Genomic DNA, 23,561 nt, shown 5'->3' on the forward strand with positions numbered 1-23,561 from the left:
ATGGCCTACTTCAAGATTAGCCTTTCAACACGTAATTGGGACAGAGCCTACAAAAAGGGCCTGCAACTGCAGGCCCTTCGCTTGTCTCGCTCGCCAGTCTCACTGTGTGATGATGGCATCAACCAACACAACCCTGTGGAGGCGCCATCTCGGCCCCCCTTTCGTTGCCCCGTCGGCCCGAGCCTGTGGTCACAGCGACGAAGTCATCGTTGTGTTGGTCGTGCATGCACCTGTTTCGGGCGCTTGGGTGGCAGGTCATTTGATGCAATCCAAATGACACCTCTCTTGTTGCCAGCTCAGGCTGAAATACAAGTGCGTAGCCGTTACATTTAATTAACCAGTCACAGACCCGTTTTGATTTCCCAACCCCGCTTTCTCGCCAACCTCCCCTGCCAGATCAAAAAATTCATCTGAGATATGGGTTAACGTGACCCCAGTTTCATTTTCCAGTGAGAAAAGCCCATGAACATGAGCCACACCGAACGCCTGCTCCTGAGCAATCAGTACGAAATCCTGGCCAAACTCCATCCGGAAAAGGCAGCGTCTTACCTGCGGGCCAGCACCATCATAACGCGCGGCTACTACCTGCAGATCCTCGAACTGGAGAAGAGCTTCGGTCATCTGGATCTGGCCACCTGTCAGGAGGTGATCGACACCCTGGAGCTGCACCATGCACTAGCCATCTCCTGGGGCAACCTGGATGGCGCAGATCAAGGTGAAATCAATGCCAGCCGGCTGGAGTTCAATGGCTACAGCCGCAGCCAGGAGCCGGAGCTGGCCGACTACGTCTGCTTCCTGCTGGAAGTGGACAAGCGCTTCCCCGAACTCAAGTGCCCGTGTGACGAGCTTTCCAGCGACATCGCCATGCGTGACAAGTACCAGCGTATGCTGACCGTATGGCGCCAGTGCCCCCGTCAATACAAGCTCTCCATCCAGGAGATCCGCAAGGTATTGGCAGCCTGATCGCCATAGATAGAAAAGGCGCCTCTGGGCGCCTTTGTCTGATTGGAAAACTGTGCTCGTCTATTCGTAGAGAAAAGATTTGTCCAGCTGCTTGAAGGCGGCATTGAGAGTATCAGCCAGCTCTTCGTAACGGGGCTGGGCCACCAGTTGGCGATGCCCGCCCTGCTCGTTCATCTTGCCGTTGATCTCGCGATACCAGCTGGCAAGGGAAGGTGGCAGACGGGTATCAGCTCGCTGACCGAGCCAGTAGTAGCCTTGCAGCGGCAGGCTGAGCAAAAACAGCACAGAGGCCATGACCGAAGGCCAGTAGTGCAGCTCACCAAGCTGGAACTGCAGCATGACGCTGAACACCGCCAGCGCCGGGATGATCTTGAGGGCGAATTCGGTGGCCTTGATCACCCGGTTCTCGGGAAACATGGAATTAAGCTCGGGACGGCGGGGCCAAAGGGTCATATAATGACGGCCTTGCTGTAACTTAGTTCCAAAAATGTTCATGCTCATGCTACCTCCGAGCTCTTTTCGAACGTATTAACGGCAAAACCTCGACTATATTTGATGTGCAATAACAAAGGTTGAGGATGACTTTGTTATTTTTCAACAATCGGGTTATCCTTTGTACGCCCATTTTTTGCGCCAACTGCCTGCCGTTGAGCGGTCAGTGACGTCTGGATTTCGGGTCTTGTATCACTATACAAGGGGCAAGCAATAGATTGCCAACCCTCATAAGGATAAGTTGAAAGTTTTTGGACGCAGCGCGTCCAGCGCATCCTCCTACACAACCCAATCTGCGATAGGATTTATTCATGAGTAAGCTGGTTCTTGTACTTAACTGTGGCAGCTCGTCCCTGAAGTTTGCTGTCATTGACGCAACCACCGGTGATGATCTGTTGTCCGGCCTGGCCGAGTGTTTCAACCTCGACGACGCCCGCATCAAGTGGAAACTGAATGGCGAAAAAGGCAGTGCCGATCTGGGCGCAGGTGCCGCTCACCAGGAAGCGCTGGACTACATCGTCAACAAGATCCTGCCGCTCAATCCGGAACTGTCCAAAAATCTGATCGCCATCGGTCACCGTGTTGTTCACGGTGGTGAGCGCTTCACCTCCTCCGTCGTGATCTGTGATGACGTGATCGCCGGCATTGAAGCCGCCGTGCCGTACGCACCGCTGCACAACCCGGCTCACCTGATCGGTATCCGTGAATCCCGCCGTATCTTCCCGGCCCTGGCCGACAAGAACGTGGCCGTGTTCGACACCGCATTCCACCAGACCATGCCGGAAGAAGCCTTCCTGTACGCCCTGCCGTACAAGCTCTACAAAGAGAACGGCATCCGTCGCTACGGCGCTCACGGCACCAGCCACTACTACATCAGCCTGGAAGCGGCCAAGCAGCTGAACAAACCGGTTTCCGATCTGAACATCATCAACTGCCACCTGGGCAACGGCGGTTCCGTCTGTGCCATCAAGAACGGCAAATCTGTTGATACCTCCATGGGTCTGACCCCGCTGGAAGGTCTGGTGATGGGGACCCGCTCCGGCGATCTGGACCCGGCCATCATCTTCTTCCTGCATGACAAACTGGGTATGAGCGTGGCGGATATCAACACCATGCTGACCAAAGAGTCCGGCCTGCAGGGTCTGACCGAAGTCACTTCTGACTGCCGTTTCGTTGAAGACAACTACGACAGCAAAGAAGAAGCCAAGCGTGCCATGGACGTTTACTGCTATCGCCTGGCCAAGTATATCGGCGCCTACGCCGCCGCCATGGACGGTCGTCTGGATGCCGTGGTCTTCACCGGTGGTATCGGTGAAAACTCCGCCCCGATCCGTGAAATCACTCTGAACAAGCTGGGTCTGCTGGGCTTTGACGTCGATCACGACGCCAACCTGGCTGCCCGCTTCGGCAAGGGTGGCGAGATCACCAAGGCTGGTTCCACCAAGGCCCTGGTAATCCCGACCAACGAGGAGTGGGTCATTGCCCACGATGCGCTGGAACTGGTCGGCGCATAATTTCGCTGTAGAGCAAGGCCGCCCCAGGGCGGCCTTTTCCTGATCCCAAAAAATGAACAAGGGGTATTAAGTGGCACGCACTATTATGCTTATCCCGGTCGGCACTGGTGTCGGCGTAACTTCCGTGAGTCTTGGCGTTGTCCGCGCCATGGAACGTCACGGTGTCAATGTCAGCTTCTTCAAACCGGTCGCTCAGCCACGTCCGGGTGAAACCGGTACCGAGCGCTCCACCGCCGTGATCCGCGCCGCTGCCAACATCAACCCGCCCGAGCCGTTCGCCCTCTCCTACGCCGAGAACATGATCACCTCCAGCAATACCGATATCCTGCTGGAAGAGATAGTGGCCCGCTTTGAAGAGCACGTGAAAGCGAGCGGTGCCGAGGTGCTGGTCATCGAAGGCATGGTCCCGGCCGACAAGCAGCCGTTTGCCAACAAGCTGAACTACGACGTCGCCAAGGCGCTGGATGCCGACATGGTGTTCGTGACCCATCCGGGCAATGACTCCAGCCAGAAGCTGAAAGAGCGCATCGAGCTGGCCTGCTCCAACTTCGGTGGTGTCAGCAATCCCCGCATCGTGGGCTGCGTCATCAACAAGGTTGGTGCACCGGTTGACGAGCACGGCGTGACCCGCCCTGACCTGACCGAGATGTTCGAGGCGCACCACCACGCGTCTGAAGCGGCTCACAATCTGGAAGTGCTGCAGGTGTTCGGCAAGAGCCCGCTGCGCATCCTGGGTTGCATCCCCTGGAATACCCAGCTGATCGCCCCCCGTGCCAAGGATCTCGCCAAACACCTGGCTGCCAAGATCCTGCACAAGGGTGAGCTGGACAGCCGTCGCCTGCAAACCGTGACCTTCTGTGCCCGTTCCATCCACAACATGGTTGAGCACTTCCGTCCGGGCAGCCTGCTGGTGACCTCCGGCGACCGTTCCGACGTCATCGTCTCCGCCTGCCTCTCCGCCATGAACGGCGTCAAGCTGGGCGCGCTGCTGCTGACCGGCAACTATCATCCGGAACCGCAAGTGCTGGCCCTGTGCCAACAGGCCATGGCCACCGGCCTGCCGATCATGATCACCGGCACCAACACCTGGCAGACCGCCGTCAGCCTGCAAAACTTCAACGTCGACATTCCGGAAGATGACCGCGAGCGTATCGAACTGGTGCAAGACTATGTGGCTGGCCACATCGACAAGCACTGGATCGAGTCACTGACTGTCAGCTCTACCCGCTCCCGTCGTCTGAGCCCGCCGGCATTCCGTTATCAGCTGACCGAGCTGGCCCGTCAGGCCAACAAGCGCGTCGTGCTGCCGGAAGGTGAAGAGCCGCGTACTATCAAGGCTGCCGCCATCTGTGCCGAGCGTGGCATCGCCCGTCCGGTGCTGCTGGGCAACCCGGAAGAGATCCGTCGCGTCGCCGAACAGCAGGGCGTGGTGCTGACCGACCGTGTCGAGATCATAGATCCGCTGGAAGTGCGTGAGCGCTACGTGCCGCGTCTGGTCGAGCTGCGCAAGAACAAGGGCATGACCGAAGTGGTTGCCCGCGAACAGCTGGAAGACAACGTGGTGCTGGGCACCATGATGCTGGAGCGTGGCGAAGTAGACGGCCTGGTATCGGGCGCAGTACACACCACCGCCAACACCATCCGTCCGCCGATGCAGATCATCAAGACAGCCCCGGGCTCTTCCCTGATCTCCTCCATCTTCTTCATGCTGCTGCCTGATCAAGTGCTGGTGTACGGCGACTGTGCGATCAACCCGGATCCTACTGCCGAGCAGCTGGCCGAGATCGCCATCCAGTCCGCCGACTCCGCCGCTGCCTTCGGCATCGAGCCGCGTGTCGCCATGATCTCCTATTCTACCGGTACCTCTGGCGCCGGTGCCGATGTAGAGAAAGTGCGTGAAGCGACCGAGCTGGCCAAGGCCAAGCGCCCCGACCTCATCATCGACGGCCCGCTGCAGTACGACGCGGCCATCATGGAGAACGTGGCCAAGTCCAAGGCACCGAACTCACCGGTTGCAGGTAAAGCCACCGTGTTCGTGTTCCCGGACCTGAACACCGGTAATACCACCTACAAGGCGGTACAGCGCTCCGCTGATCTGGTCTCCATCGGCCCCATGCTGCAAGGCATGCGCAAGCCGGTCAACGACCTGTCCCGTGGCGCCCTGGTTGACGACATCGTCTACACCATCGCCCTGACCGGTATCCAGGCAGCTCAGGCCGAGTAATCGACTTTCAGCCTGCCCAGTGAAAAACCCGCCGAGAGGCGGGTTTTTTTATGGTCGGCTGGCAATATGTTGATCTGCAAGATCACATCAGGATCCTGACCGGATCCCCATCCTCATCACCAGCGCCTGCCAGGCAAGGGGGAGAAGATAAGCAAACACTCACACCCGCCAGAGCCGATTGCACAATTGCCCCCCAGCAGAGATCAGATCAAAATACCCCTTTAAGATCAGCTAACTAACACTAGACACACCGCTAATCTACAGAGTTTTCCACAGCTTTTGTGGATAGTTTACTGATCATTTGAAAGAAAATGACAGACTCGCACTTCCCCCTGGCTCACCTTGCGCCGGTGAAAAGGGCTCCGCAGCGCCCCTCTGGACAATAGTCCCATCGGCGTCACAATCAGGGGCGCAGTGCCTTGTCCACTTGGGAGATATCACGCACCGTCTACCTTGACCTTGAGGAATAACAAAGGGGCTCCGAAGAGCCCCTTTTCGACAACCGTCTCATCCGCGAAACAATCAGGCGCGCAGTGCCTTGTCCGCCCGGGAAATGCCGCAGACCCCGGAGCGCACCACCTCGATGATCTCGTTGGTCTGCGCCGCGGTCTTGATAAAGGCGTCCAGCTTCTCGCTAGTGCCCACCAGCTGTACCGTGTACTGTTCCGGGGTCACATCGACGATCTGGCCACGGAAGATGTCCGCCAGCCGTTTCAGCTCGTCGCGAGCCCCACCGCTGGCGCGCGCCTTGATCAGCGCAATCTCCCGCTCGATATGCTCCCCTTCGCTCAAATCGCACACCTTGAGCACGTCCACCAGCTTGTGCAATTGCTTCTGGATCTGCTCCAGCACCCGCTCGTCACCCATGGTGACGATGGTCATGCGCGACAGGGTGGGATCCTCGGTAGGCGCCACCGTCAGGGTCTCGATGTTGTAGCCGCGCTGCGAGAAGAGACCCACCACACGACTCAGGGCACCGGATTCGTTCTCCAGCAGTACTGAAATGATATGCCTCATCAGGTCCTCTCCGTCTTGCTCAGCCACATCTCGTCCATGGCACCAAACTTGATCTGCATCGGGTAGACATGCTCATCCGGATCGACCGAAATATCCATGAACACCAGCCGATCCTTCATGGCAAAGGCCCTCTCCATGGCACTCTCCAGCTCGGCCGGATCGCTCACTGCGATGCCGACGTGGCCATAGGCCTCCGCCAGCTTGACGAAGTCGGGCAGGGATTCCATGTAGGAGTGGCTGTGACGGCCGCCGTAGAACATCTTCTGCCACTGCTTGACCATGCCAAGGGCACGGTTGTTGATGGAGATGATCTTGATGGGCACACCGTACTGCAAACAGGTGGAGAGCTCCTGGATGTTCATTTGCACAGAACCGTCACCGGTGACGCAGCAGACCACGGCATCCGGGTTGGCAAACTGGGCGCCCATGGCGGCCGGAATGCCAAAGCCCATGGTGCCGAGGCCACCCGAATTAATCCATTGGCGCGGCTTGGCAAAGGGGTAGTAGAGCGCGGCAAACATCTGATGCTGGCCCACGTCGGAGGCGACGAACGCCTCCCCCTTGGTCACCTTGTAAAGCGCCTCTATGACCTGCTGCGGCTTGATCAGGGTGGGGTGGGTCTCATAGGCCAGGCAGTTGCGAGAACGCCACTGGGCGATCTGGCTCCACCAGTCCGCCAGCGCCTGCTTGTCGTTGTCAAAGCCACACTCGCGGACCACGTCCAACAGCTGCTCCAGCACGGTTTCCACCGAGCCGACGATGGGCACATGGGCCTGCACCGTCTTGGAGATGGAGGTGGGATCTATGTCGATGTGCACTATGGTGGCGTTGGGACAGAACTTGGCCACGTTGTTGGTCACCCGATCATCGAAGCGTGCACCCACGGCGAAGATGAGATCCGCGTTGTGCATGGTCTTGTTCGCTTCGAAAGTGCCATGCATCCCCAGCATGCCGATGCACTGCGGATGGGTGCCGGAGAAGACACCCAGCCCCATCAGAGTGGTCGTCACCGGCAGGTTTAACAACTCGGCCAGCTTGGTTACCAGATGTTCCGCATTGGCATTGATGGCACCACCGCCCACGTACATGACGGGGCGCTGCGCCTCTACCAGCAACTTGGCGGCCCGCTTGATCTGGCCCTTGTGTCCGGCCTTGGTCGGATTGTAGGAGCGCAGGGATACCGACTCGGGATACTGGTAGGGGAACTTCTCTTTCGGATTCTGCACATCTTTGGGCAGATCCACCACCACCGGCCCCGGGCGGCCGCTGGCAGCTATGTAGTAAGCCTTCTTGATGGCCTCGGGAATATCGCTGGCTTTCTTGCACAGGAAGCTGTGCTTCACCACAGGACGGGAGATGCCGATCATGTCGGTCTCCTGGAATGCATCCTCCCCGATCATGCTGGTCGGCACCTGGCCGGACAGGATCACCAGAGGGATGGAGTCCATGTAGGCGGTCGCGATCCCCGTGATACAGTTGGTGGCGCCGGGACCCGAGGTCACCAGCACTGTGCCCACCTTGCCGGTGGAGCGGGCGTAGCCGTCCGCCATGTGCACCGCGGCTTGCTCGTGCCGCACCAGGACATGTTCCATCTTGCCGTTTTCAAAGAGAGCGTCATAGATGTCGAGCACTGAGCCACCAGGGTAGCCGAAAACATGCTCAACTCCCTGATCTTCCAGCGCTCTAACCACCATCTGGGCGCCTGATAACATCTCCATGATAAAGCCCTCCAGGCTTTGCTCCGTTAAGCGAAAGCTATCGACAGTCCGCTGCTTCCCGGCAGCGCCGGCCCGTGTCTTGTTGTTGTCTGAATACGGGCCAAGCGAGTTCGGTGCCGTCGATAGTAGAAAAATAGGTTTTTTCCATCATTCACCCCAAAAGCGGGTGAAAAACCAACTTAACCCGCTTATGAACGCTTGTCCACGGCTTTGTCTGACCATAACAGTCATAAATTTCAAACAGCTATTAACATTCAGTGACTTAATAAGACAGGTGGGAACAATGCGGGGAAGATCCGAGACTGGCTAGCGGATCATGCTGTCACCATGAGGGGAACGAGAAAAAATAGCCCGCCTCTGGGGGCGGGCCATCAAGCAGAACATAGACTTACTGCTCGTCTTCCGGCTCTGCCAGCCAGATCTGCTGATCAGGATCCGTCTCTTCGCAGACCGAGATGCTGACCCCCATGTCCAGCAATTCGTGCAGGGTCAGATTGTCTGCCAGGTTCATGGTGTCGCCGTTTTCATTGGTAAAACGCATTGTGTCCATCCTCTCCTTGGTGGGATCACTTTCAGTCTAGTCAAAGGCGCTCACTTGCGATAACCAACCGCGATTGAACGGACATCCGCCTTCCAGCTCACTCAACCGATCACACACCTCTTCCGGAAACAGGGTGCTAGCCCACAGTCGGCGTGACAGCTGGACCACGCTCTCCTTTGCCCCAGCCGCAAGCCAGCACGCCAGTTCGCCGGCCACATCGGGATAAAAAATCGGGCCCGGGGCCGAGGCATCCAGCCAGGCCCGCACCGCATTGGCATCGAGCGTATCCATCAACCGGGCCAGCCCCATCAGCTCCAGTGTCTTGCCGTTGGTCAGCTGTTCGAATTGCCCCCCCAGCGGCTTGACCAACAGCTTTTTGCCAAGCGTCAGCGCCTCCGAGGAGAGCTCGAAGCCGCCGTTGGTGATGACACCACGACAACCCGCCAGTAGCTGCTTGAAGCTTTCCCGCGCCTGCGGCTCGAAACGTATGTTGCGCCACTGACTGGCGCTGCGAATGGCCGGGTGAAAGCAGACGAAGCGCTGCTGGTTAAAACGCGACAACAGGGCCGCTATCGCCTCAGTCTGCTCAAACGGCAGATAGACCAGGATCTGCTGATTGTCGGGGGCCTGGGCGATGGGATCTATGATGGGCGGCAGCAGCGGCTGGCCGAAATGAAACCAGTGCAGTCCGAGGGACTGGCGGACCGGTGCGAAGTGACGCATCAGCTGGCGGTTGAAGCCGCTCTCGCCCCAACGCGGGATAGGCCAGTCGAAACTGGCCTGATGGCTGATGGTGAGGCTGGGTTTGTCCCAGCGACGGGCAGCATGGGCACTGAGCGGCTCGAAGTCGCTGATCACCAGATCGTAATTGCGGCAATCCAGAGCCCGCATGTCCCGCCAGAAGCGCAGGGGCAAGAGCCCCTTGAGGGTCCGCCAGCCCGAGATGGCACCTTCGTGACTGACAAAAGTGATGCCAGCGAAGGTACGATAATCGCCAAACTCGGCCATCTCGAAATAGCCGTCGGCGGGGCGACCGCTGAACAGGTAGTCGACCTCAAGCCCACGGGCGCGCAGCGCCCGCGCCAGGGTGCGACTGCGGCTGATATGGCCGTTGCCGGTGCCTTGCACGCCAAACAGTATCCTCATGGATGGCTCCAGCCGAGCGCCAGCACGGCGCAACCGCCACCCAGCAGGGCCCCCGCCACCAGATCGCTCAAGTAGTGCACCCCTAGCAACAGCCGTGATGCCCCCACCAACGCAGCCCAGCCAAACAACAGGGGCGCACAGAGCGGAAAGCCGGTGGCCAGTATGGTGGCCATCAGGAAAGCAGCTGCGGTATGGCCAGAGGGCAAACTGTAACGATCCGAGGGGGTGATGAAAACCGGCAGGCCTCTCGGGCGCTGGCGTTTCAGCACGTTCTTGAGCAGCAGATAGAGCGGCAGTTCGATGGCGAAAGCAAGCAGGGCCCCCCTCACCAGCTCACGCTCTGTCTCCCCCTGCCACCAGAGCAGCGCAGCCAGCACGGCGTAGAACGGGCCATCACCGGTGCGGGAGATGAGTCGGCTGATCCTGGCCTGCGGCCGGTTGTAGGCGTGGAGCAGGCAGATGCGGCACACCTGCAGGTCCCATTGCTGGATCTTGTTCATCACCCCTCCTTCCCTGAAGTCCCTATGCAGGCTAGGGCGGCGAGGTGACACTTGGTTGACGATCAGATAACAGATTGATGAAAAAAGGGCCGAATGGCCCTTTTTTACGGCAAGCATGGAAAAAGATCAGTTCAGGGCGCCGCGCATGCCATTCTCCATCAGCCGGCAGTTGTGATCCGCCAGACGGGCCATGAAGTGTTCATCCACTGTCAGGCCAAACACCTGTTCGTAAAGATCTTTCATCACGAACGGCTGCCACATCATGCTGAGGAAGGAGATCTTCAGCATCTCGGGATCCAGGTTGTCACCCAGTTCACCGTTGTTCTTCATGGACTCCAGCAAGGCATCAAACTGGGGCAGTTGGCGCTCCAACAGACGATTCAGCACAAAATCCCGCCCCGGGCTCTTCTCGGTCGATAATGCGCTGGAGATGGCGGAGGTCAGTTCGCTGTTGGGGGTCATCACCTGGTAGTAGGTGTTGAGCAGATCATTGAGGCTACGATTACTGGTCTCATCATGCCAGGCCTGGTCCAGCGGCTCGGCGACATCGCCCAGCACCGCTTTGTAAAGCCCCTCTTTACTGCCGAAGTAGTAGTGGATCATTGCCAGATTGGAGCCAGCCAGCTCGGCGATCTCGCGGGTAGTGACCTTGCTGTAGGGTGTATTGAGAAAACGCTCACGAGCAGCGGAAAGCAACTTGTCACGAATGTCAGAACGCCCGACCGGACGACCAGGTCTACGTTTTTCCATTGAATACCTCAGATAATTCAGCAAAAACTGATAAGTCGATCTGATTGCGCAGATGATCTAGTACAGCAGGAATGACCAGATAATCGGGCAAGGGCCGAATATGGGACAAGTAAATTTGCACTCCTTTACAATCCGATTAAATAAACCAGCGGATTGAACCTGTGAGTCCGGGTTGACACAGCATAAAAATCTCGATATTGGTAGGAGCGTTATCGACTGGAAGGATTGAGTCATCATGCCTATTGCCGCTTCGCTACTACTACGCTCCCTAATCGCGACCAGTCGCGCGGGATCCTTGTAGCCGGGCTCAGGCACAGCCGGAATTTACAAAAACCCGTGCACCCTGCACGGGTTTTTTTATGCCGCCGCAGGGTGCACATTACCGAACTGAGGAAGAGGGAAGTCACATGTCAGATAGGGTCATCATATTCGACACCACTTTGCGTGATGGTGAGCAGGCCCTGGCGGCCAGTTTGACAGTCAAGGAGAAGCTGCAGATAGCCCAGGCGCTGGAGCGGCTCGGTGTCGACATCATGGAGGTGGGATTCCCGGTCTCCTCTCCCGGCGATTTTCAATCGGTGCAGACCATAGCCCGCCACATCAAGCACAGCCGGGTCTGCGCCCTGGCCCGCGCCCTGCCCAAGGATATCGACGCCGCCGGCGAAGCCCTGCGGGTCGCGGAGGCCTTCCGCATCCACACCTTCATCTCCACCTCCTCCATCCATGTGGAGAGCAAGCTCAAAAAGAGCTTCGAGGATGTGTTGGAGATGGGCATCAGCGCCATCAAGCATGCCCGCCGCTACACCGACGATGTGGAGTTCTCCTGCGAAGATGCAGGGCGCACCCCGATTGATAATCTCTGCCGCATGGTCGAGGCCGCCATCAAGGCGGGCGCCCGCACCATCAATATCCCGGATACAGTGGGCTACACGGTACCGACCGAGTTCTCCGGCATCATCCAAACCCTGTTCAACAGGGTGCCGAACATTGATCAGGCCATTATCTCGGTGCACTGCCACGACGACTTGGGCCTCTCGGTAGCCAACTCCATCGGCGCCGTGCAGATGGGGGCCCGCCAGATCGAGTGCACCATCAACGGCATAGGTGAGCGGGCCGGCAACTGCTCGCTGGAAGAGGTGGCGATGATCCTGAAAACCCGCGCCGACCTGCTCGGGGTGCACACCAACATCCGCCACAGTGAAATTCATCGCACCAGCGCCCTGGTAAGCCAGCTGTGCAACATGCCGGTGCAGCCCAACAAGGCCATCGTCGGCGCCAACGCCTTCTCCCACAGCTCCGGCATCCACCAGGATGGGGTGCTCAAGGCGAAAAACACCTATGAAATCATTACCCCCGAGAGCATTGGCCTGACCCAAAACAACCTCAACATGACCTCCCGCTCCGGTCGCCACGTCATCAAGCACCGGATGGAGTCCATGGGCTACGCCGAGAGCAGTTACGATCTCGACGACCTCTACGGCAAGTTCCTGACCCTGGCCGACAAGAAGGGGCAGGTGTTCGACTACGACCTGGAGGCGCTGGCCTTCTTCAGCCAGATCCACGAAGAGCCCGAGCATTTCAAGCTGCAGTATCTGGGCGTGCAGAGCGGCAGCTCGGTGCTGGCCACCGCCTCGGTGAAATTGGAAGTGGGTCAGGAGACCATCAGCGAAGCGGCCACCGGCAATGGTCCTGTGGATGCTGTCTACCAGTGCATCAATCGCATCACCGGCTACGAGATCCGCATCGACAAGTACGAACTCAAGGGCAAGGGCGAAGGCAAAAATGCCCTCGGCCAGGTCGACATAGTGGCCGAATACAAGGGCCGAAAATTCCACGGTATGGGCCTGGCCACCGACATCATAGAATCCTCGGCCCAGGCGTTGATCCACGTGATCAACAGCATCTGGCGCGCCGATCAGGTGGCCGAACAGATGGAACGCAACGTCACAAAAACAGACAAGATCAATACGGAGAGTGTGTGAGTATGAGCAGTTATCGGATCGCAGTATTGCCGGGTGACGGCATTGGCCCGGAAGTGATGGCCGAAGCCGTCAAGGTGCTGGAAAAGGTGCAGGCCAAGTTCGGCTTAGCCTTCGAATATGATCGCCACGACGTAGGCGGCATCGCCATCGACAACCACGGCACCCCGCTGCCACAAAGCACCATCAAGGGCTGTGAAGCGGCTGATGCGGTGCTGTTCGGCTCGGTAGGCGGCCCCAAGTGGGAGCATCTGCCGCCGAACGATCAGCCTGAGCGCGGCGCCCTCTTGCCCCTGCGCGCCCACTTCAAGCTGTTCTGCAACCTGCGTCCGGCCCGCATCTATACCGGTCTGGAGCAGTTCTCCCCGCTGCGGGCCGACATCTCCAATCGTGGCTTTGACATCGCCTGCGTGCGCGAGCTGACCGGCGGCATCTACTTCGGCCAGCCCAAGGGACGTGAAGGCGAAGGGGCGAACGAGAAGGCGTTCGACACTGAGGTGTACCACCGCTTCGAAATTGAGCGCATCGCCAAGATTGCCTTTGAGTCGGCTCGTGTGCGCCGTGGCAAGGTCACCTCCATCGACAAGGCCAACGTGCTCGCCTCCTCCATTCTGTGGCGCGAAGTGGTGACTGACGTCGCCAAGTCCTACCCGGATGTGGCGCTGAACCACATGTACATCGACAACGCCACCATGCAGCTCATCAAGGATCCGTCCCAGTTCGATGTGCTGCTCTGCTCCAACCTGTTTGGCGACATCCTCTCTGACGAGTGCGCCATGATTACCGGCTCCATGGGGCTGCTCCCCTCCGCCAGCCTCAACGAATCGGGTTTCGGCCTGTTCGAACCGGCCGGTGGTTCAGCCCCCGATATCGCAGGCAAAGGGATCGCCAACCCCATCGCCCAGATCCTCTCTGCCGCCCTGATGCTGCGTTACAGCCTGGGCCAGGAGGCTGCCGCACAAGCCATCGAACAAGCCGTGGCCCAGACCCTGGCAGAGGGTTACTTCACCGCAGACCTGCACCAGGCCAGCGCCCGCTATCCGGTACAGAGCACCTCCGAGATGGGCAGCCAGATCGCCGCCCGGATCTGAGCCGCATAACAGATAACAAGGAAGAGAGAAGCAATGGCCAAGACCCTCTATCAGAAAGTATTCGACGCCCATGTGGTGCGTGAAGTGGCAGGCGAAACGCCGCTCATCTATATCGACCGCCACCTGGTGCATGAAGTGACCAGCCCGCAGGCATTCGATGGCCTGCGCGCCATGAACCGCCAGCTGCGTCGCCCGGATCTGACCTGGGCCACCATGGATCACAACGTCTCCACCACCACCAAGGACATCGCCGCCTCCGGCGAGATGGCCCGCATCCAGATGGAGACGCTCGCCGACAACTGCAAAGAGTTCGGGGTTCGCCTCTACGATCTCAACCACAAATACCAAGGCATTGTCCATGTGATGGGCCCCGAGCTCGGCATCACCCTGCCCGGCACCACCATCGTCTGCGGTGACTCCCACACTGCTACCCACGGCGCCTTCGGCTCGCTGGCGTTCGGCATCGGCACCTCGGAAGTGGAACACGTGATGGCGACCCAGACCCTGAAACAGGGCCGCGCCAAGACAATGCGCATTTCGGTCAACGGCAAGCTGGCGGAGGGCATCAGCGCCAAGGACGTGGTGCTGGCCATCATAGGCAAGGTTGGCCATGCCGGTGGTACCGGCTACGTGGTGGAATTCGCTGGCGAGGCCATTGCGGGCCTCTCCATGGAAGGGCGGATGACAGTGTGCAACATGGCCATCGAGCTGGGTGCCAAGGCGGGCATGATCGCCCCTGACCAGACCACCATCGACTACATCCGTGGCAAGGAGTTCGCCCCCAAGGGGGAATCACTGGAGCAGGCCATCGCCTACTGGCAGACCCTCCAGAGCGACGACGGCGCCCACTTCGATGCCGAAGTGGTGCTCGACGCCGCCGACATAGCGCCGCAGGTGACCTGGGGCACCAACCCGGGACAGGTGATCGCCGTCAATGAACCCATACCTGCACCGGAATCCTTCGCCGATCCGATGGAGCAGCAGTCCGCCCGCAAGGCGCTGGCCTACATGGACTTGCAACCGGGCCAGAAACTCACCGATGTCACCATCGACAAGGTGTTCATCGGGTCCTGCACCAACAGTCGCATCGAGGATCTGCGCGCCGCCGCCGCCATCGCCCGTGGCCGTAAAGTGGCCACCGGGGTACAGGCACTGGTGGTGCCAGGCTCCGAGCAGGTGAAGGCCCAGGCCGAGGCCGAGGGACTGGACAAGATCTTCATAGATGCAGGCTTTGAGTGGCGCCTGCCCGGCTGCTCCATGTGCCTGGCCATGAACAACGACCGGCTGCAACCCGGGGAGCGCTGCGCCTCCACCAGCAACCGCAACTTCGAAGGGCGCCAGGGCCGCGCCGGCCGCACTCATCTGGTAAGCCCCGCCATGGCTGCCGCCGCCGCCATCACAGGTCATTTCGCCGACATACGCGCACTGTAAGAGGGAGTTAACATGACAGGTTTCAAGCAACACAAGGGGATCGTCGTCCCCCTCGACAGCGCCAACGTCGACACCGATGCCATCATTCCCAAGCAGTTTTTGCAGAAGGTGAACCGCATCGGCTTTGGCAAGCACCTGTTTAACGACTGGCGCTTCCTCGACGATGCCGGCGAGCAACCCAACCCCGAGTTCGTACTCAACCAGCCACGCTATACCGGTGCCAGTATCCTGCTGGCGCGGGAGAACTTCGGCTGTGGTTCCAGCCGCGAGCACGCCCCCTGGGCACTGGCGGATTACGGCTTCAAGACCCTGATAGCCCCGAGCTTTGCCGACATCTTCTACGGTAACGCCATCAACAACGGTCTGGTGCCGGTGCGCCTGAAAGAGGAAGAGGTAGAAGCGCTGTTCCAGCTCGTCACCGCCAACCCCGGCCTGCAGATCGAGGTGGATCTGGAGGCCAATCTGGTGCGTGCCGGTGAGCTCAGCTTCGGCTTCGAGATCGACGAGTTTCGCCGCTACTGCCTGCTCAACGGGCTGGACGCCATCGGCCTGACCCTGCAGCACGAGGCTGCCATCAGCGCCTTTGAGGCCAAACAGCCCAGCTGGATTTGACACGCCAGCGGCAATAAAACAAGTAGAATCAACAGGGAGCTTCGGCTCCCTGTTTTACTGTCTGCCACGCTTCCCACTTTGGGTCACCGAAACCGAGCCCGCACCACAGGAAAGGATGATGAAGAGACCGACGGCAATCCCTCTGCTCTGTGCCCTGCTGCTGGCCCTGCCTGCGGGCGCCAGTCAAACCAGCTTCAACAACAGTCTCGGTCAGATCAACGTCGGCTGGCAGGATAGCGAAGGCAAGCCCCAACAGCTTACTTACCGGCTCGAACAGGGCAAACTGCCGCCGCTTATCGCCTATCGCCCCGCCAGGATGCAGGAGGAAGTGTTGCAGGTGTTGTTGCGGGAGGTGCGCAAAAACTATCCCGAGGTACAGTTCACCCTCACCCGCCCCACGCTTGAGCTGCATCTGAAAAGTCGCAATCAGGACAAGGCTCGCGAGGCCATGGCCTGGCTGGAGTCACAACGGAGCAAGGAAGAACAGGCGTGGCTGACCAAGTACTATTTCCAGTACTTCACTCCCCCTGACGGGCAACTGGCGGTCAAGCAAGATCATGTGCGCATTGCGCTGGAGAGCCGCAGCGGACTGGCACCGTTGGCAGAGCAGTTGAAACAACAAGGGGCAACCGAAGTCGAAACACGCCAGAAAACCGTGGCCCATATGCTCACCTTTATTCAGAGCATTCCCTACCAGCAGTTGGATAACCAGAGCGGACGGCAAGGCAAAGGATTTCTGTCCCCCCACCAGGTGTTGGAGCAAAATAGAGGGGACTGTGACAGCAAGGTAACCCTGATGGCGGCCATACTGGCCCAGCTTTTTCCGGAACTGAAACAGGCCATGGTGTTCGTACCCGGCCATGCCCTGCTGGCTGTTGATCTGCCCGCCAAGCCGGGGGATGTGACCCTCAACTGGCAGGGTCAGAACTACCTGCTGCTCGAGCCCACGGGCCCCGCCACCTTGCCTGCTGGCCAAATCGCATCGACCAGCAAAACGCTGGTCGATAGCAAACAGTTAAGTGTGCAACCGGTTCAGGCCAACAAGTGAACCTGTAGCACTCAGGCTCGCACTGTTAACAATGGCGGCCGATTGCTTGGATCGCCGGTTTAAGTCACGGGTAGAAACTCTATCGCCAACAGCAAACCTGCCTCTTCCTCCAGTACCCGAATGATACGGGCCTGCGCTTCGAAAGGGGGCAGCAGGTTGTTGTGCGTGGCCAGGCTGACCCGGATCGGCAGATTGATGTCGAGCTGGTGTTCAGATACCGCGATCCCCATGCCGTTGGCACTAAGATCCCGACAGATCCCCTCCAGCACCTGCTGTTGCTGAACGACGGTGACGGGGGCGTTGATTATCATGCGCTGGAAGGCGCGTCTTTCCTTGGTACTGGTGATCACACGAACATCCTCTGTTGTGCTGACGCTATCTCGATGGCCCGCAGGAACAATTGTGCTGGCCTCCCCCCAAGAACGTTAATACAATGCGGTTCGTTTCTCAAACGGGGTGCGGTTTACCGCTGAGATTATACCCGTGTACCTGATCCAGATAATGCTGGCGGAGGAATTTGAGGCATGGCGCTCATTTTTTGCGCCCTCATCCGCTGGCACCTCATCATTAACAGGGAGTGCCACTTGATGAAAACCCTGCTGCTGGTTGCCACCAGCCTGCTCAGTACCCAGGCCTTCGCGGCCGACACCCTCACCGTTTATACCTACAACTCCTTCACCGCCGATTGGGGACCCGGTCCCAAGATCAAGCAGGCGTTCGAGAAAGAGTGCGGTTGCAACCTCAACCTTGTGGCGCTGGAAGACGGCGTCGCCATCCTCAACCGGCTGCGGCTGGAAGGCAAACACAGCAAGGCCGATCTGGTGCTGGGGCTGGATGATGCTCTCATCAGCGAAGCCAAGCAGAGTGGTCTGTTCGCCCCGCATACCACCAGACTGGATGGCATCAAGGTGCCGGGCGGCTGGCAGGATGACACCTTCGTTCCCTATGACTACGGCTACTTCGCCTTCGTCTACAACCAAGACAAACTCAAAACGCCTCCCAAGAGCCTGAAAGAGCTGGTAGAACGCCCGGATCTCAAGGTGATCTACCAGGATCCCCGCACCTCTACCCCGGGGCAGGGGCTGATGCTGTGGATGAAGTCGGTCTACGGGGATGAGGCGCCGGCAGCCTGGGCGGAGCTTGCCAAGAAAACGGTCACCGTCACCAAGGGCTGGTCCGAAGCCTATGGCATGTTTCTCGATGGGGAAGCGGACATGGTGCTCTCCTACACCACCTCCCCTGCTTACCACCTGATTGCCGAGAACAAGCCCCAGTATCAGGCTGCCGCCTTCGAGGAGGGTCACTACCGTCAGGTGGAAGTGGCCGCCAAGCTGAACAGCGCGACACAGGGCAAGCTCGCCGACCAGTTCCTGCAATTCATGATAAGCCCCGCCTTCCAGAATGAGATCGCCACTGGCAACTGGATGTATCCGGTAACAGATACACCGCTGCCCAAGGGCTTTGAACAGATGATCACAGTGACCAAGCCGCTGGCCTTCAGCGCAGATGAGGTGGCCGCCAATCGCAAACACTGGATCCGCGAGTGGTTGCAAGCCGTCACCCAGTGAGCCGTCATCTGAAACCACAGGCTCGTCCCCTCTGGTGGCTGCCGGGTAGCGCAGCCACCCTGTTGATCCTGCTGTTATCCCTGGGGCCGCTCGTCGCCCTGCTATGGCAGGCCGGTTCGCTGGCCCCCCGCACCCTGCTGGCAGACCCTTACCTGCGCCATGTGCTGGGCTTCAGCCTGGGGCAGGCGCTGCTCTCCACCCTACTGAGCCTGGGGCTCGCCATTCCGGTGGCAAGAGCGCTGGCGCGGCGCCGTTTCATTGGTCGCCCCCTGCTGCTCAAGCTGTTTGGCCTCTCGCTGGTGCTGCCGGTCATCATCGCCATCTTCGGCATAGTGGCGGTTCACGGCAAACAGGGCTGGCTGTCGCAGCTGCTGCGCGGCCTGGGGCTGGATCCCGGCAACTACCTGTACGGCCTGTTTGGCATACTGTTGGCCCACGTCTTCTTCAACATGCCACTGGCGGCGCGCCTCATGCTGCAGAGCATAGAGAGCATACCTGAATCGAGCTGGCGTCTCGCAAGTCAGCTGGGCATGCGCTCCGCCCACATCTTCCGGCTGCTGGAGTGGCCTATCATTCGTGGCATCCTGCCGGGGCTTGCCAGCCTCATCTTCATGCTCTGCTTCACCAGCTTCACCACTGTGCTGGCGCTGGGGGGCGGGCCCAGATCCACCACATTGGAGGTGGCCGTCTATCAGGCGCTGCGCTTTGATTTCGACCTCGCCACCGCGGGCGGACTGGCGCTGGTGCAGCTGTTCCTGACCGCTACCCTGCTCCTGCTACAACACAAGCTGCAGACCACGCCGGCCAGCCGGATCAGCAACCATCGCCCCTGCCTGCGACCGGATCGTCACCAGCCGGGTACCAGGCTGATAGACAGTGCAGCCCTCATCCTGGGACTCGCCGTCTTCCTGCCACCGCTATTGGCAATCCTGGTGGCCGGTTTCAATCCCGGCCTGCTGACGGCGCTGGCCTCGACACAGCTGTGGCAGGCCAGCGGTCAGTCGCTGTTGATCGCACTGGCGGCAGGCACCCTTGCCACCCTGCTCGGCAGCGGCCTGCTGCTCACCAGCCGTCACCTCAAGGTTCGCACCCACCAGCGGCGGGCCGCCGCCCTGTGGGAAGCCAGCGGCTCCATGATCCTGATGATACCGGCAGTCGTGCTGAGCACCGGCCTCTTCATCATGTTCATGCCTTTTACCGATGTCTTTGCCCTCGGCCCCTGGCTGGTGGTGCTGGTCAACGCCCTGATGGCACTGCCCTATGTGCTGCGCACCCTCTCAGCCCCCATGCAGCTGGTGGTGCACCAGTACGATAGACTGGCCGACAGCCTGGGAGTGCGCGGTCTGCATCGCCTGCGACTGGTGGAGTGGCCACTGCTGCGCCGCCCGCTGGCACTGGCGATGGCGCTGTCGATGATCCTCTCGCTCGGAGATCTCGGTGCCATCGCCATGTTTGGTAGCCAGAAGCTCACCACCCTGCCCTGGCTGCTCTATCAGCAACTCGGCAGTTACCGGCTGACCGAGGCGGCCGCCACCGCCCTGCTGCTGCTTACGCTCTGTTTTTCCCTGTTCTGGCTGGTAGAACGCGGGCTTGGAGGAAAAAATGCTGAACATTGATACGCTTGCCACCAGCTACCCCGATTGGCGAGTCAGCTTCAGCGCGACCCTGCCCAAGGGAGAGATCACCGCGCTGATAGGGCCAAGCGGGGCGGGCAAGTCGACCCTGCTCGGCATGATCGCCGGATTCGTGCCGGTGGAGTCCGGCACCCTCAGCTTCGATGGCAAAGATCTGCTGCCGCTGGGGCCTGCCGAGCGGCCGGTCACCACCCTGTTTCAGGATCACAACCTGTTCCTGCACCTCTCGGTGTTCGACAACATTGCTATCGGTCTGCACCCTGGCCTGCGTTTGAGCCCTGCTCAGCGGGCGCAGGTAAAACAGGCCGCAGAGCGGGTCAGCCTTGGCGGCATGCTGGCACGCCTGCCGGAGCAGCTCTCCGGCGGCCAGCAACAACGGGTCGGGCTGGCGCGTGCCCTGGTGCGTGGCAAGCCCTTACTGCTGCTGGATGAGCCCTTCTCGGCCCTCGATCCCGCCCTGCGCCGGGAGATGCTGGCGGAGGTAGCCAGACTCGCCTGCGAGCAGAGCATTACCGTGTTGATGGTCTCCCACAATCCAGAGGATGCTCAGCTCATCGCCGATCAGGTGCTGTTCGTCGATGAGGGGCGCATCGCCCTGCAAGGCAAACCCGACATCCTGCAAAACAGCAATCACCCCGGCCTGCTGCGCTCCCTTGGGCAATGACCCTGGGGCGCTGAGCCGGCAACGGGATCAAAAAGGGGAAGCCGCTTGGCTTCCCCTTTTTCATAGGAAGATAGTCAGGTAAATCAGAGGTTTTCCTCGGCGAAGGAGGCGAGCTTGCTGCGCACCACCCCGTTCAGGAAAATGTTGGTACTGCCATCGAAATCCTTGAAACGCTCGACTATGTAGGTCAGACCCGAGGTCACCGGACTCAGGTAGTTGGAGTCGATCTGTGCCAAGTTGCCGGAGCAGACAATCTTGGTCCCCTCACCGCAACGGGTGATGATGGTCTTGATCTGGGATGCGGTCAGGTTCTGGCACTCATCCAGCAACACGAAGGTGTTCTGGATGCTGCGCCCACGCATGAAGTTGACCGATTTGAACTGGATATTGGCCTTTTCCATGATGTAGCTCAGCGAGCCGCTCATGTTCTCGTCCTGCTTGTGCAGCACCTCCAGGGTATCTGTCACCGCCGCCAGCCAGGGCATCATCTTCTCTTCTTCGGTGCCAGGCAGGAAGCCGATGCTCTCTGCAATTTCCGGGGTATTCCGGGTGACGATCACCTTCTCGTAAATCCCCTTCTCAATGACCAGCTCCAGCGCGGCCGCCATCGCCAGCAAGGTCTTGCCGCAACCGGCCGGACCGGTCAGGATCACCAGATCGATGTGTGGATCGAGCAGGGCATCCAGCGCCATCCCCTGATAGACGTTCTTGGGATGCACACCCCAGGCCTTGCGGGACATCAGCCGCTCACGGCCCAGATCCTTGATACGGATCTTGTGGCCATCATTGCTCAAGACTCTGGCGGCGAAGAAGTTCTCCTCGTCAAGCAGGTACTGGTTGACGTGTACCCCCTCCAGCAGGTTGGCATCGATCACATGGACGGTATCACGGCCATGGGTCTCGCTGTCACACTCGCCGACCCGCTCCCAGAAGCTGCCGGGTACCACCTGAAAGCCTTTGGCCAGCAGACGGATATCGTCGATCAGCTGGTCGCTGCGATAATCCTCGACGTGCGCCAACCCGGCACCCTTGGCTTTGAGGCGCATGTTGATGTCCTTGGTGACCAGCACCACCTGACGCTTCAACTCGTGCTTTTGCAGATAGAGGGCTGCGTTGATGATGCGGTTATCGGCCTCTTTATCGGTGAACACCTCGGCATCCTGAGGCAGATGGTGGTCACTGAAGATACAGACATTGCCACTCGCCTCACCCGCCAGCGGTACGCCTTGGGTGATCTGCTCGGGCGTTGCATCGCGGAACACATCTTCCAGCGCACGAATAGCCACCCGGGCGTCGCGGCTGACATCCTTGTAGCGATCCTTAATGTTGTCGAGCTCTTCCAGCACCGTCATGGGGATGAGCACATCGTGCTCTTTGAAGGAGTAGATGGCGAGGGGTTCGTGAAGCAGAACGTTGGTATCCAGGATAAACAGCTTTCGGTCCGTGTTGTCCATAAGCATCCTCCTTGGCACTGAAGGTGCCACGTGTGTGAATCTCAGATGTCATTGAAACCACACGAGCGTGACAGATTTATTACCCCCAACGCTACGCCCGATTTTACTATCACGCAACAAATCGCTTGAGTGGCAAGATCGTTCGAACAAAAAAGCAGCAATAAAAAAACCGGCACTGTGGCCGGTCTTGTCAAAGTTAACAATAGCTTGTCAGCCGCACTTGGAATCACCGCAGTTGAGACAGGTCATACAGCCATCCTTTTGCACCAGTGCCTTGGTGCGGCACTTGTAGCAGAGCGCTGCACTGGCCGGGAAACCACTGCCGGCCTGCTGTTCTTCTGCCTGTTGCTGGACCTGCAGTTCAGCCTGTTTCTCGGCCAGAAACGCCTGCTGATGCTCATCCAGTCCCGGCAATTTGATCATGCCGATCTCGGTGAGATGGGTCTCGATCACGTTGCCAATTTCGGCGATAAGGGAGGGAACATACTTGCCCTTGTTCCAATAGCCGCCCTTGGGATCGAACACGGATCTCAGCTCTTCCACCAGGAAGGTGACATCCCCCCCTTTGCGGAACACGGCAGAGATGATGCGGGTCAGCGCCACTATCCACTGGTAGTGTTCAAGACTCTTGGAGTTAATGAAGATCTCGAACGGGCGGCGGGTCTCATGCACCGTGCCCTCATTGAGAATGATGTCGTTGATAGTGATGAACAGCGAGTGCTCGGAGACATGCTCCGGCGTCTTCAGCTTGTAGGTGGTGCCCATCAGCCGCTCCGGGCGCAGCACGGTTTCATGCATGTGCACTACGTCATCCTGCGGGGACAGGTCTTCTTGCGGCTCATCCCGGGTTTTCACCTTGTAGGCGACGATTTTCTTGTCGATCTTCTTGGCCATAATGTCGTTCTCAGAATTTACCGTAATAGCCTTCTTTCAAGGCGTCGTAGAGGTTGGCGGCAGTGTGCAGCTCACCATCGTATTCGATCTCTTCATTCCCCTTGACGGAGACGACGGAGCCATCTTCCAGGGTGAACTCGTACTGAGTGTTCTCCAGATCCTTCTCCTTCACCAGCACGCCCTGGAAGGCCTCAGGATTGAAGCGGAAAGTGGTGCAGCCCTTGAGCCCCGAATCCGAGGCATACATGTAGATGTCCTTGAACTGCTCGAACGGGAAATCGGTCGGCACGTTGGCGGTCTTGGAGATGGAGGAGTCAATCC

General features: G+C 59.2%; 21 protein-coding genes, 1 pseudogene and 1 riboswitch. Of the genes and pseudogenes, 11 read left to right on the forward strand and 11 right to left on the reverse strand.

Going from position 1 to position 23,561, the window contains the following annotated elements; translation table 11 throughout:
- The first annotated feature begins 462 nt into the window (after positions 1–462).
- Entirely contained in the window at positions 463–963 is a 501-nt protein-coding gene (locus AAC083_RS19490; protein ID WP_108537485.1) for a YfbU family protein, read from the forward strand.
- Positions 964–1,023: 60 nt separating this feature from the next.
- On the opposite strand, the gene yfbV is transcribed toward AAC083_RS19490, so the two are convergent.
- Positions 1,024–1,464, reverse strand: coding sequence for a terminus macrodomain insulation protein YfbV (yfbV, locus tag AAC083_RS19495; protein ID WP_108537486.1), 441 nt, complete (start codon positions 1,462–1,464; stop codon positions 1,024–1,026).
- Positions 1,465–1,766: 302 nt separating this feature from the next.
- On the opposite strand from yfbV, the gene AAC083_RS19500 reads away from it, so the two are divergent.
- Positions 1,767–2,969, forward strand: a complete 1,203-nt coding sequence (locus tag AAC083_RS19500; protein ID WP_108537487.1) for an acetate kinase — start codon at positions 1,767–1,769, stop codon at positions 2,967–2,969.
- 70 nt (positions 2,970–3,039) lie between these two features.
- The gene (gene pta / locus AAC083_RS19505; protein WP_042039371.1) at positions 3,040–5,193 is read left to right on the forward strand and encodes a phosphate acetyltransferase; all 2,154 of its coding nucleotides are present in this window, start codon (positions 3,040–3,042) and stop codon (positions 5,191–5,193) included.
- Positions 5,194–5,715: 522 nt separating this feature from the next.
- Here pta and ilvN read toward each other — a convergent pair.
- The 6 genes from ilvN to AAC083_RS19535 all read right to left on the reverse strand — a co-directional run bounded on the left by ilvN (position 5,716) and on the right by AAC083_RS19535 (position 10,865).
- On the reverse strand, positions 5,716–6,210 hold the full coding sequence (ilvN, locus tag AAC083_RS19510) for an acetolactate synthase small subunit (protein ID WP_042039370.1): 495 nt from the start codon (positions 6,208–6,210) through the stop codon (positions 5,716–5,718).
- Positions 6,210–7,928: an acetolactate synthase 3 large subunit gene (locus tag AAC083_RS19515; protein WP_108537488.1), complete on the reverse strand. Its 1,719-nt coding sequence runs from the start codon at positions 7,926–7,928 to the stop codon at positions 6,210–6,212. Before AAC083_RS19515 ends, ilvN begins: the two co-directional genes overlap by 1 nt.
- Before the next feature lie 388 nt (positions 7,929–8,316).
- Positions 8,317–8,469: a hypothetical protein gene (locus AAC083_RS19520; RefSeq protein WP_108537489.1), complete on the reverse strand. Its 153-nt coding sequence runs from the start codon at positions 8,467–8,469 to the stop codon at positions 8,317–8,319.
- 36 nt (positions 8,470–8,505) lie between these two features.
- Positions 8,506–9,615, reverse strand: coding sequence for an MJ1255/VC2487 family glycosyltransferase (locus AAC083_RS19525; protein ID WP_108537490.1), 1,110 nt, complete (start codon positions 9,613–9,615; stop codon positions 8,506–8,508).
- Complete coding sequence (locus AAC083_RS19530; RefSeq protein WP_108537491.1) at positions 9,612–10,115, reverse strand: phosphatase PAP2 family protein; 504 nt, start codon at positions 10,113–10,115, stop codon at positions 9,612–9,614. Before AAC083_RS19530 ends, AAC083_RS19525 begins: the two co-directional genes overlap by 4 nt.
- 126 nt (positions 10,116–10,241) lie before the next feature.
- Complete coding sequence (locus AAC083_RS19535) at positions 10,242–10,865, reverse strand: TetR/AcrR family transcriptional regulator (protein WP_108537492.1); 624 nt, start codon at positions 10,863–10,865, stop codon at positions 10,242–10,244.
- A 407-nt stretch (positions 10,866–11,272) separates the two neighbouring features.
- Here AAC083_RS19535 and leuA point away from each other — a divergent pair, with 407 nt between their 5' ends.
- The 5 genes from leuA (at position 11,273) to AAC083_RS19560 (ending at position 17,026) form a co-directional block, all read left to right on the forward strand.
- The gene (leuA, locus tag AAC083_RS19540) at positions 11,273–12,847 is read left to right on the forward strand and encodes a 2-isopropylmalate synthase (RefSeq protein ID WP_108537493.1); all 1,575 of its coding nucleotides are present in this window, start codon (positions 11,273–11,275) and stop codon (positions 12,845–12,847) included.
- A 2-nt stretch (positions 12,848–12,849) separates the two neighbouring features.
- Positions 12,850–13,935, forward strand: coding sequence for a 3-isopropylmalate dehydrogenase (gene leuB, locus AAC083_RS19545; RefSeq protein ID WP_108537494.1), 1,086 nt, complete (start codon positions 12,850–12,852; stop codon positions 13,933–13,935).
- 33 nt (positions 13,936–13,968) lie between these two features.
- Positions 13,969–15,366 carry a 3-isopropylmalate dehydratase large subunit gene (gene leuC / locus AAC083_RS19550; RefSeq protein ID WP_108537495.1) on the forward strand — a complete coding sequence of 466 codons (1,398 nt, stop codon included), beginning with the start codon at positions 13,969–13,971 and terminating at the stop codon, positions 15,364–15,366.
- Between the two features lie 12 nt (positions 15,367–15,378).
- Positions 15,379–15,978: a 3-isopropylmalate dehydratase small subunit gene (leuD, locus tag AAC083_RS19555; protein ID WP_108537496.1), complete on the forward strand. Its 600-nt coding sequence runs from the start codon at positions 15,379–15,381 to the stop codon at positions 15,976–15,978.
- 118 nt (positions 15,979–16,096) lie between these two features.
- Positions 16,097–17,026, forward strand: a complete 930-nt coding sequence (locus AAC083_RS19560) for a hypothetical protein (protein WP_108537497.1) — start codon at positions 16,097–16,099, stop codon at positions 17,024–17,026.
- A 59-nt stretch (positions 17,027–17,085) separates the two neighbouring features.
- On the opposite strand, the gene AAC083_RS19565 is transcribed toward AAC083_RS19560, so the two are convergent.
- Complete coding sequence (locus AAC083_RS19565; RefSeq protein WP_042039357.1) at positions 17,086–17,376, reverse strand: PilZ domain-containing protein; 291 nt, start codon at positions 17,374–17,376, stop codon at positions 17,086–17,088.
- A gap of 92 nt (positions 17,377–17,468) precedes the next feature.
- Positions 17,469–17,559: riboswitch (TPP riboswitch) on the forward strand.
- Positions 17,560–17,613: 54 nt separating this feature from the next.
- Between AAC083_RS19565 and thiB the strand changes: the two genes are divergently transcribed.
- The 3 genes from thiB to thiQ are packed head-to-tail and all read left to right on the forward strand — an operon-like array spanning position 17,614 to position 20,892.
- On the forward strand, positions 17,614–18,594 hold the full coding sequence (gene thiB / locus AAC083_RS19570) for a thiamine ABC transporter substrate binding subunit (protein WP_108537502.1): 981 nt from the start codon (positions 17,614–17,616) through the stop codon (positions 18,592–18,594).
- Positions 18,591–20,210: a thiamine/thiamine pyrophosphate ABC transporter permease gene (gene thiP / locus AAC083_RS19575; RefSeq protein ID WP_108537498.1), complete on the forward strand. Its 1,620-nt coding sequence runs from the start codon at positions 18,591–18,593 to the stop codon at positions 20,208–20,210. Before thiB ends, thiP begins: the two co-directional genes overlap by 4 nt.
- A complete protein-coding gene (thiQ, locus tag AAC083_RS19580) occupies positions 20,197–20,892 on the forward strand; it encodes a thiamine ABC transporter ATP-binding protein (RefSeq protein WP_108537499.1) in 696 nt (231 codons plus the stop codon). Before thiP ends, thiQ begins: the two co-directional genes overlap by 14 nt.
- An 83-nt stretch (positions 20,893–20,975) precedes the next feature.
- On the opposite strand, the gene AAC083_RS19585 is transcribed toward thiQ, so the two are convergent.
- The 3 genes and pseudogenes from AAC083_RS19585 to AAC083_RS19595 form a co-directional block, all read right to left on the reverse strand.
- The gene (locus AAC083_RS19585) at positions 20,976–22,346 is read right to left on the reverse strand and encodes a PhoH family protein (RefSeq protein WP_108537500.1); all 1,371 of its coding nucleotides are present in this window, start codon (positions 22,344–22,346) and stop codon (positions 20,976–20,978) included.
- Between the two features lie 210 nt (positions 22,347–22,556).
- Complete coding sequence (locus tag AAC083_RS19590) at positions 22,557–23,240, reverse strand: TSCPD domain-containing protein (RefSeq protein ID WP_108537501.1); 684 nt, start codon at positions 23,238–23,240, stop codon at positions 22,557–22,559.
- 10 nt (positions 23,241–23,250) lie between these two features.
- Positions 23,251–23,561: pseudogene (locus AAC083_RS19595) on the reverse strand (adenosylcobalamin-dependent ribonucleoside-diphosphate reductase); the annotation flags it as partial.

It is taken from the genome of Aeromonas sp. HMWF014, from assembly GCF_963878295.1.
GTDB lineage: Bacteria > Pseudomonadota > Gammaproteobacteria > Enterobacterales > Aeromonadaceae > Aeromonas > Aeromonas popoffii.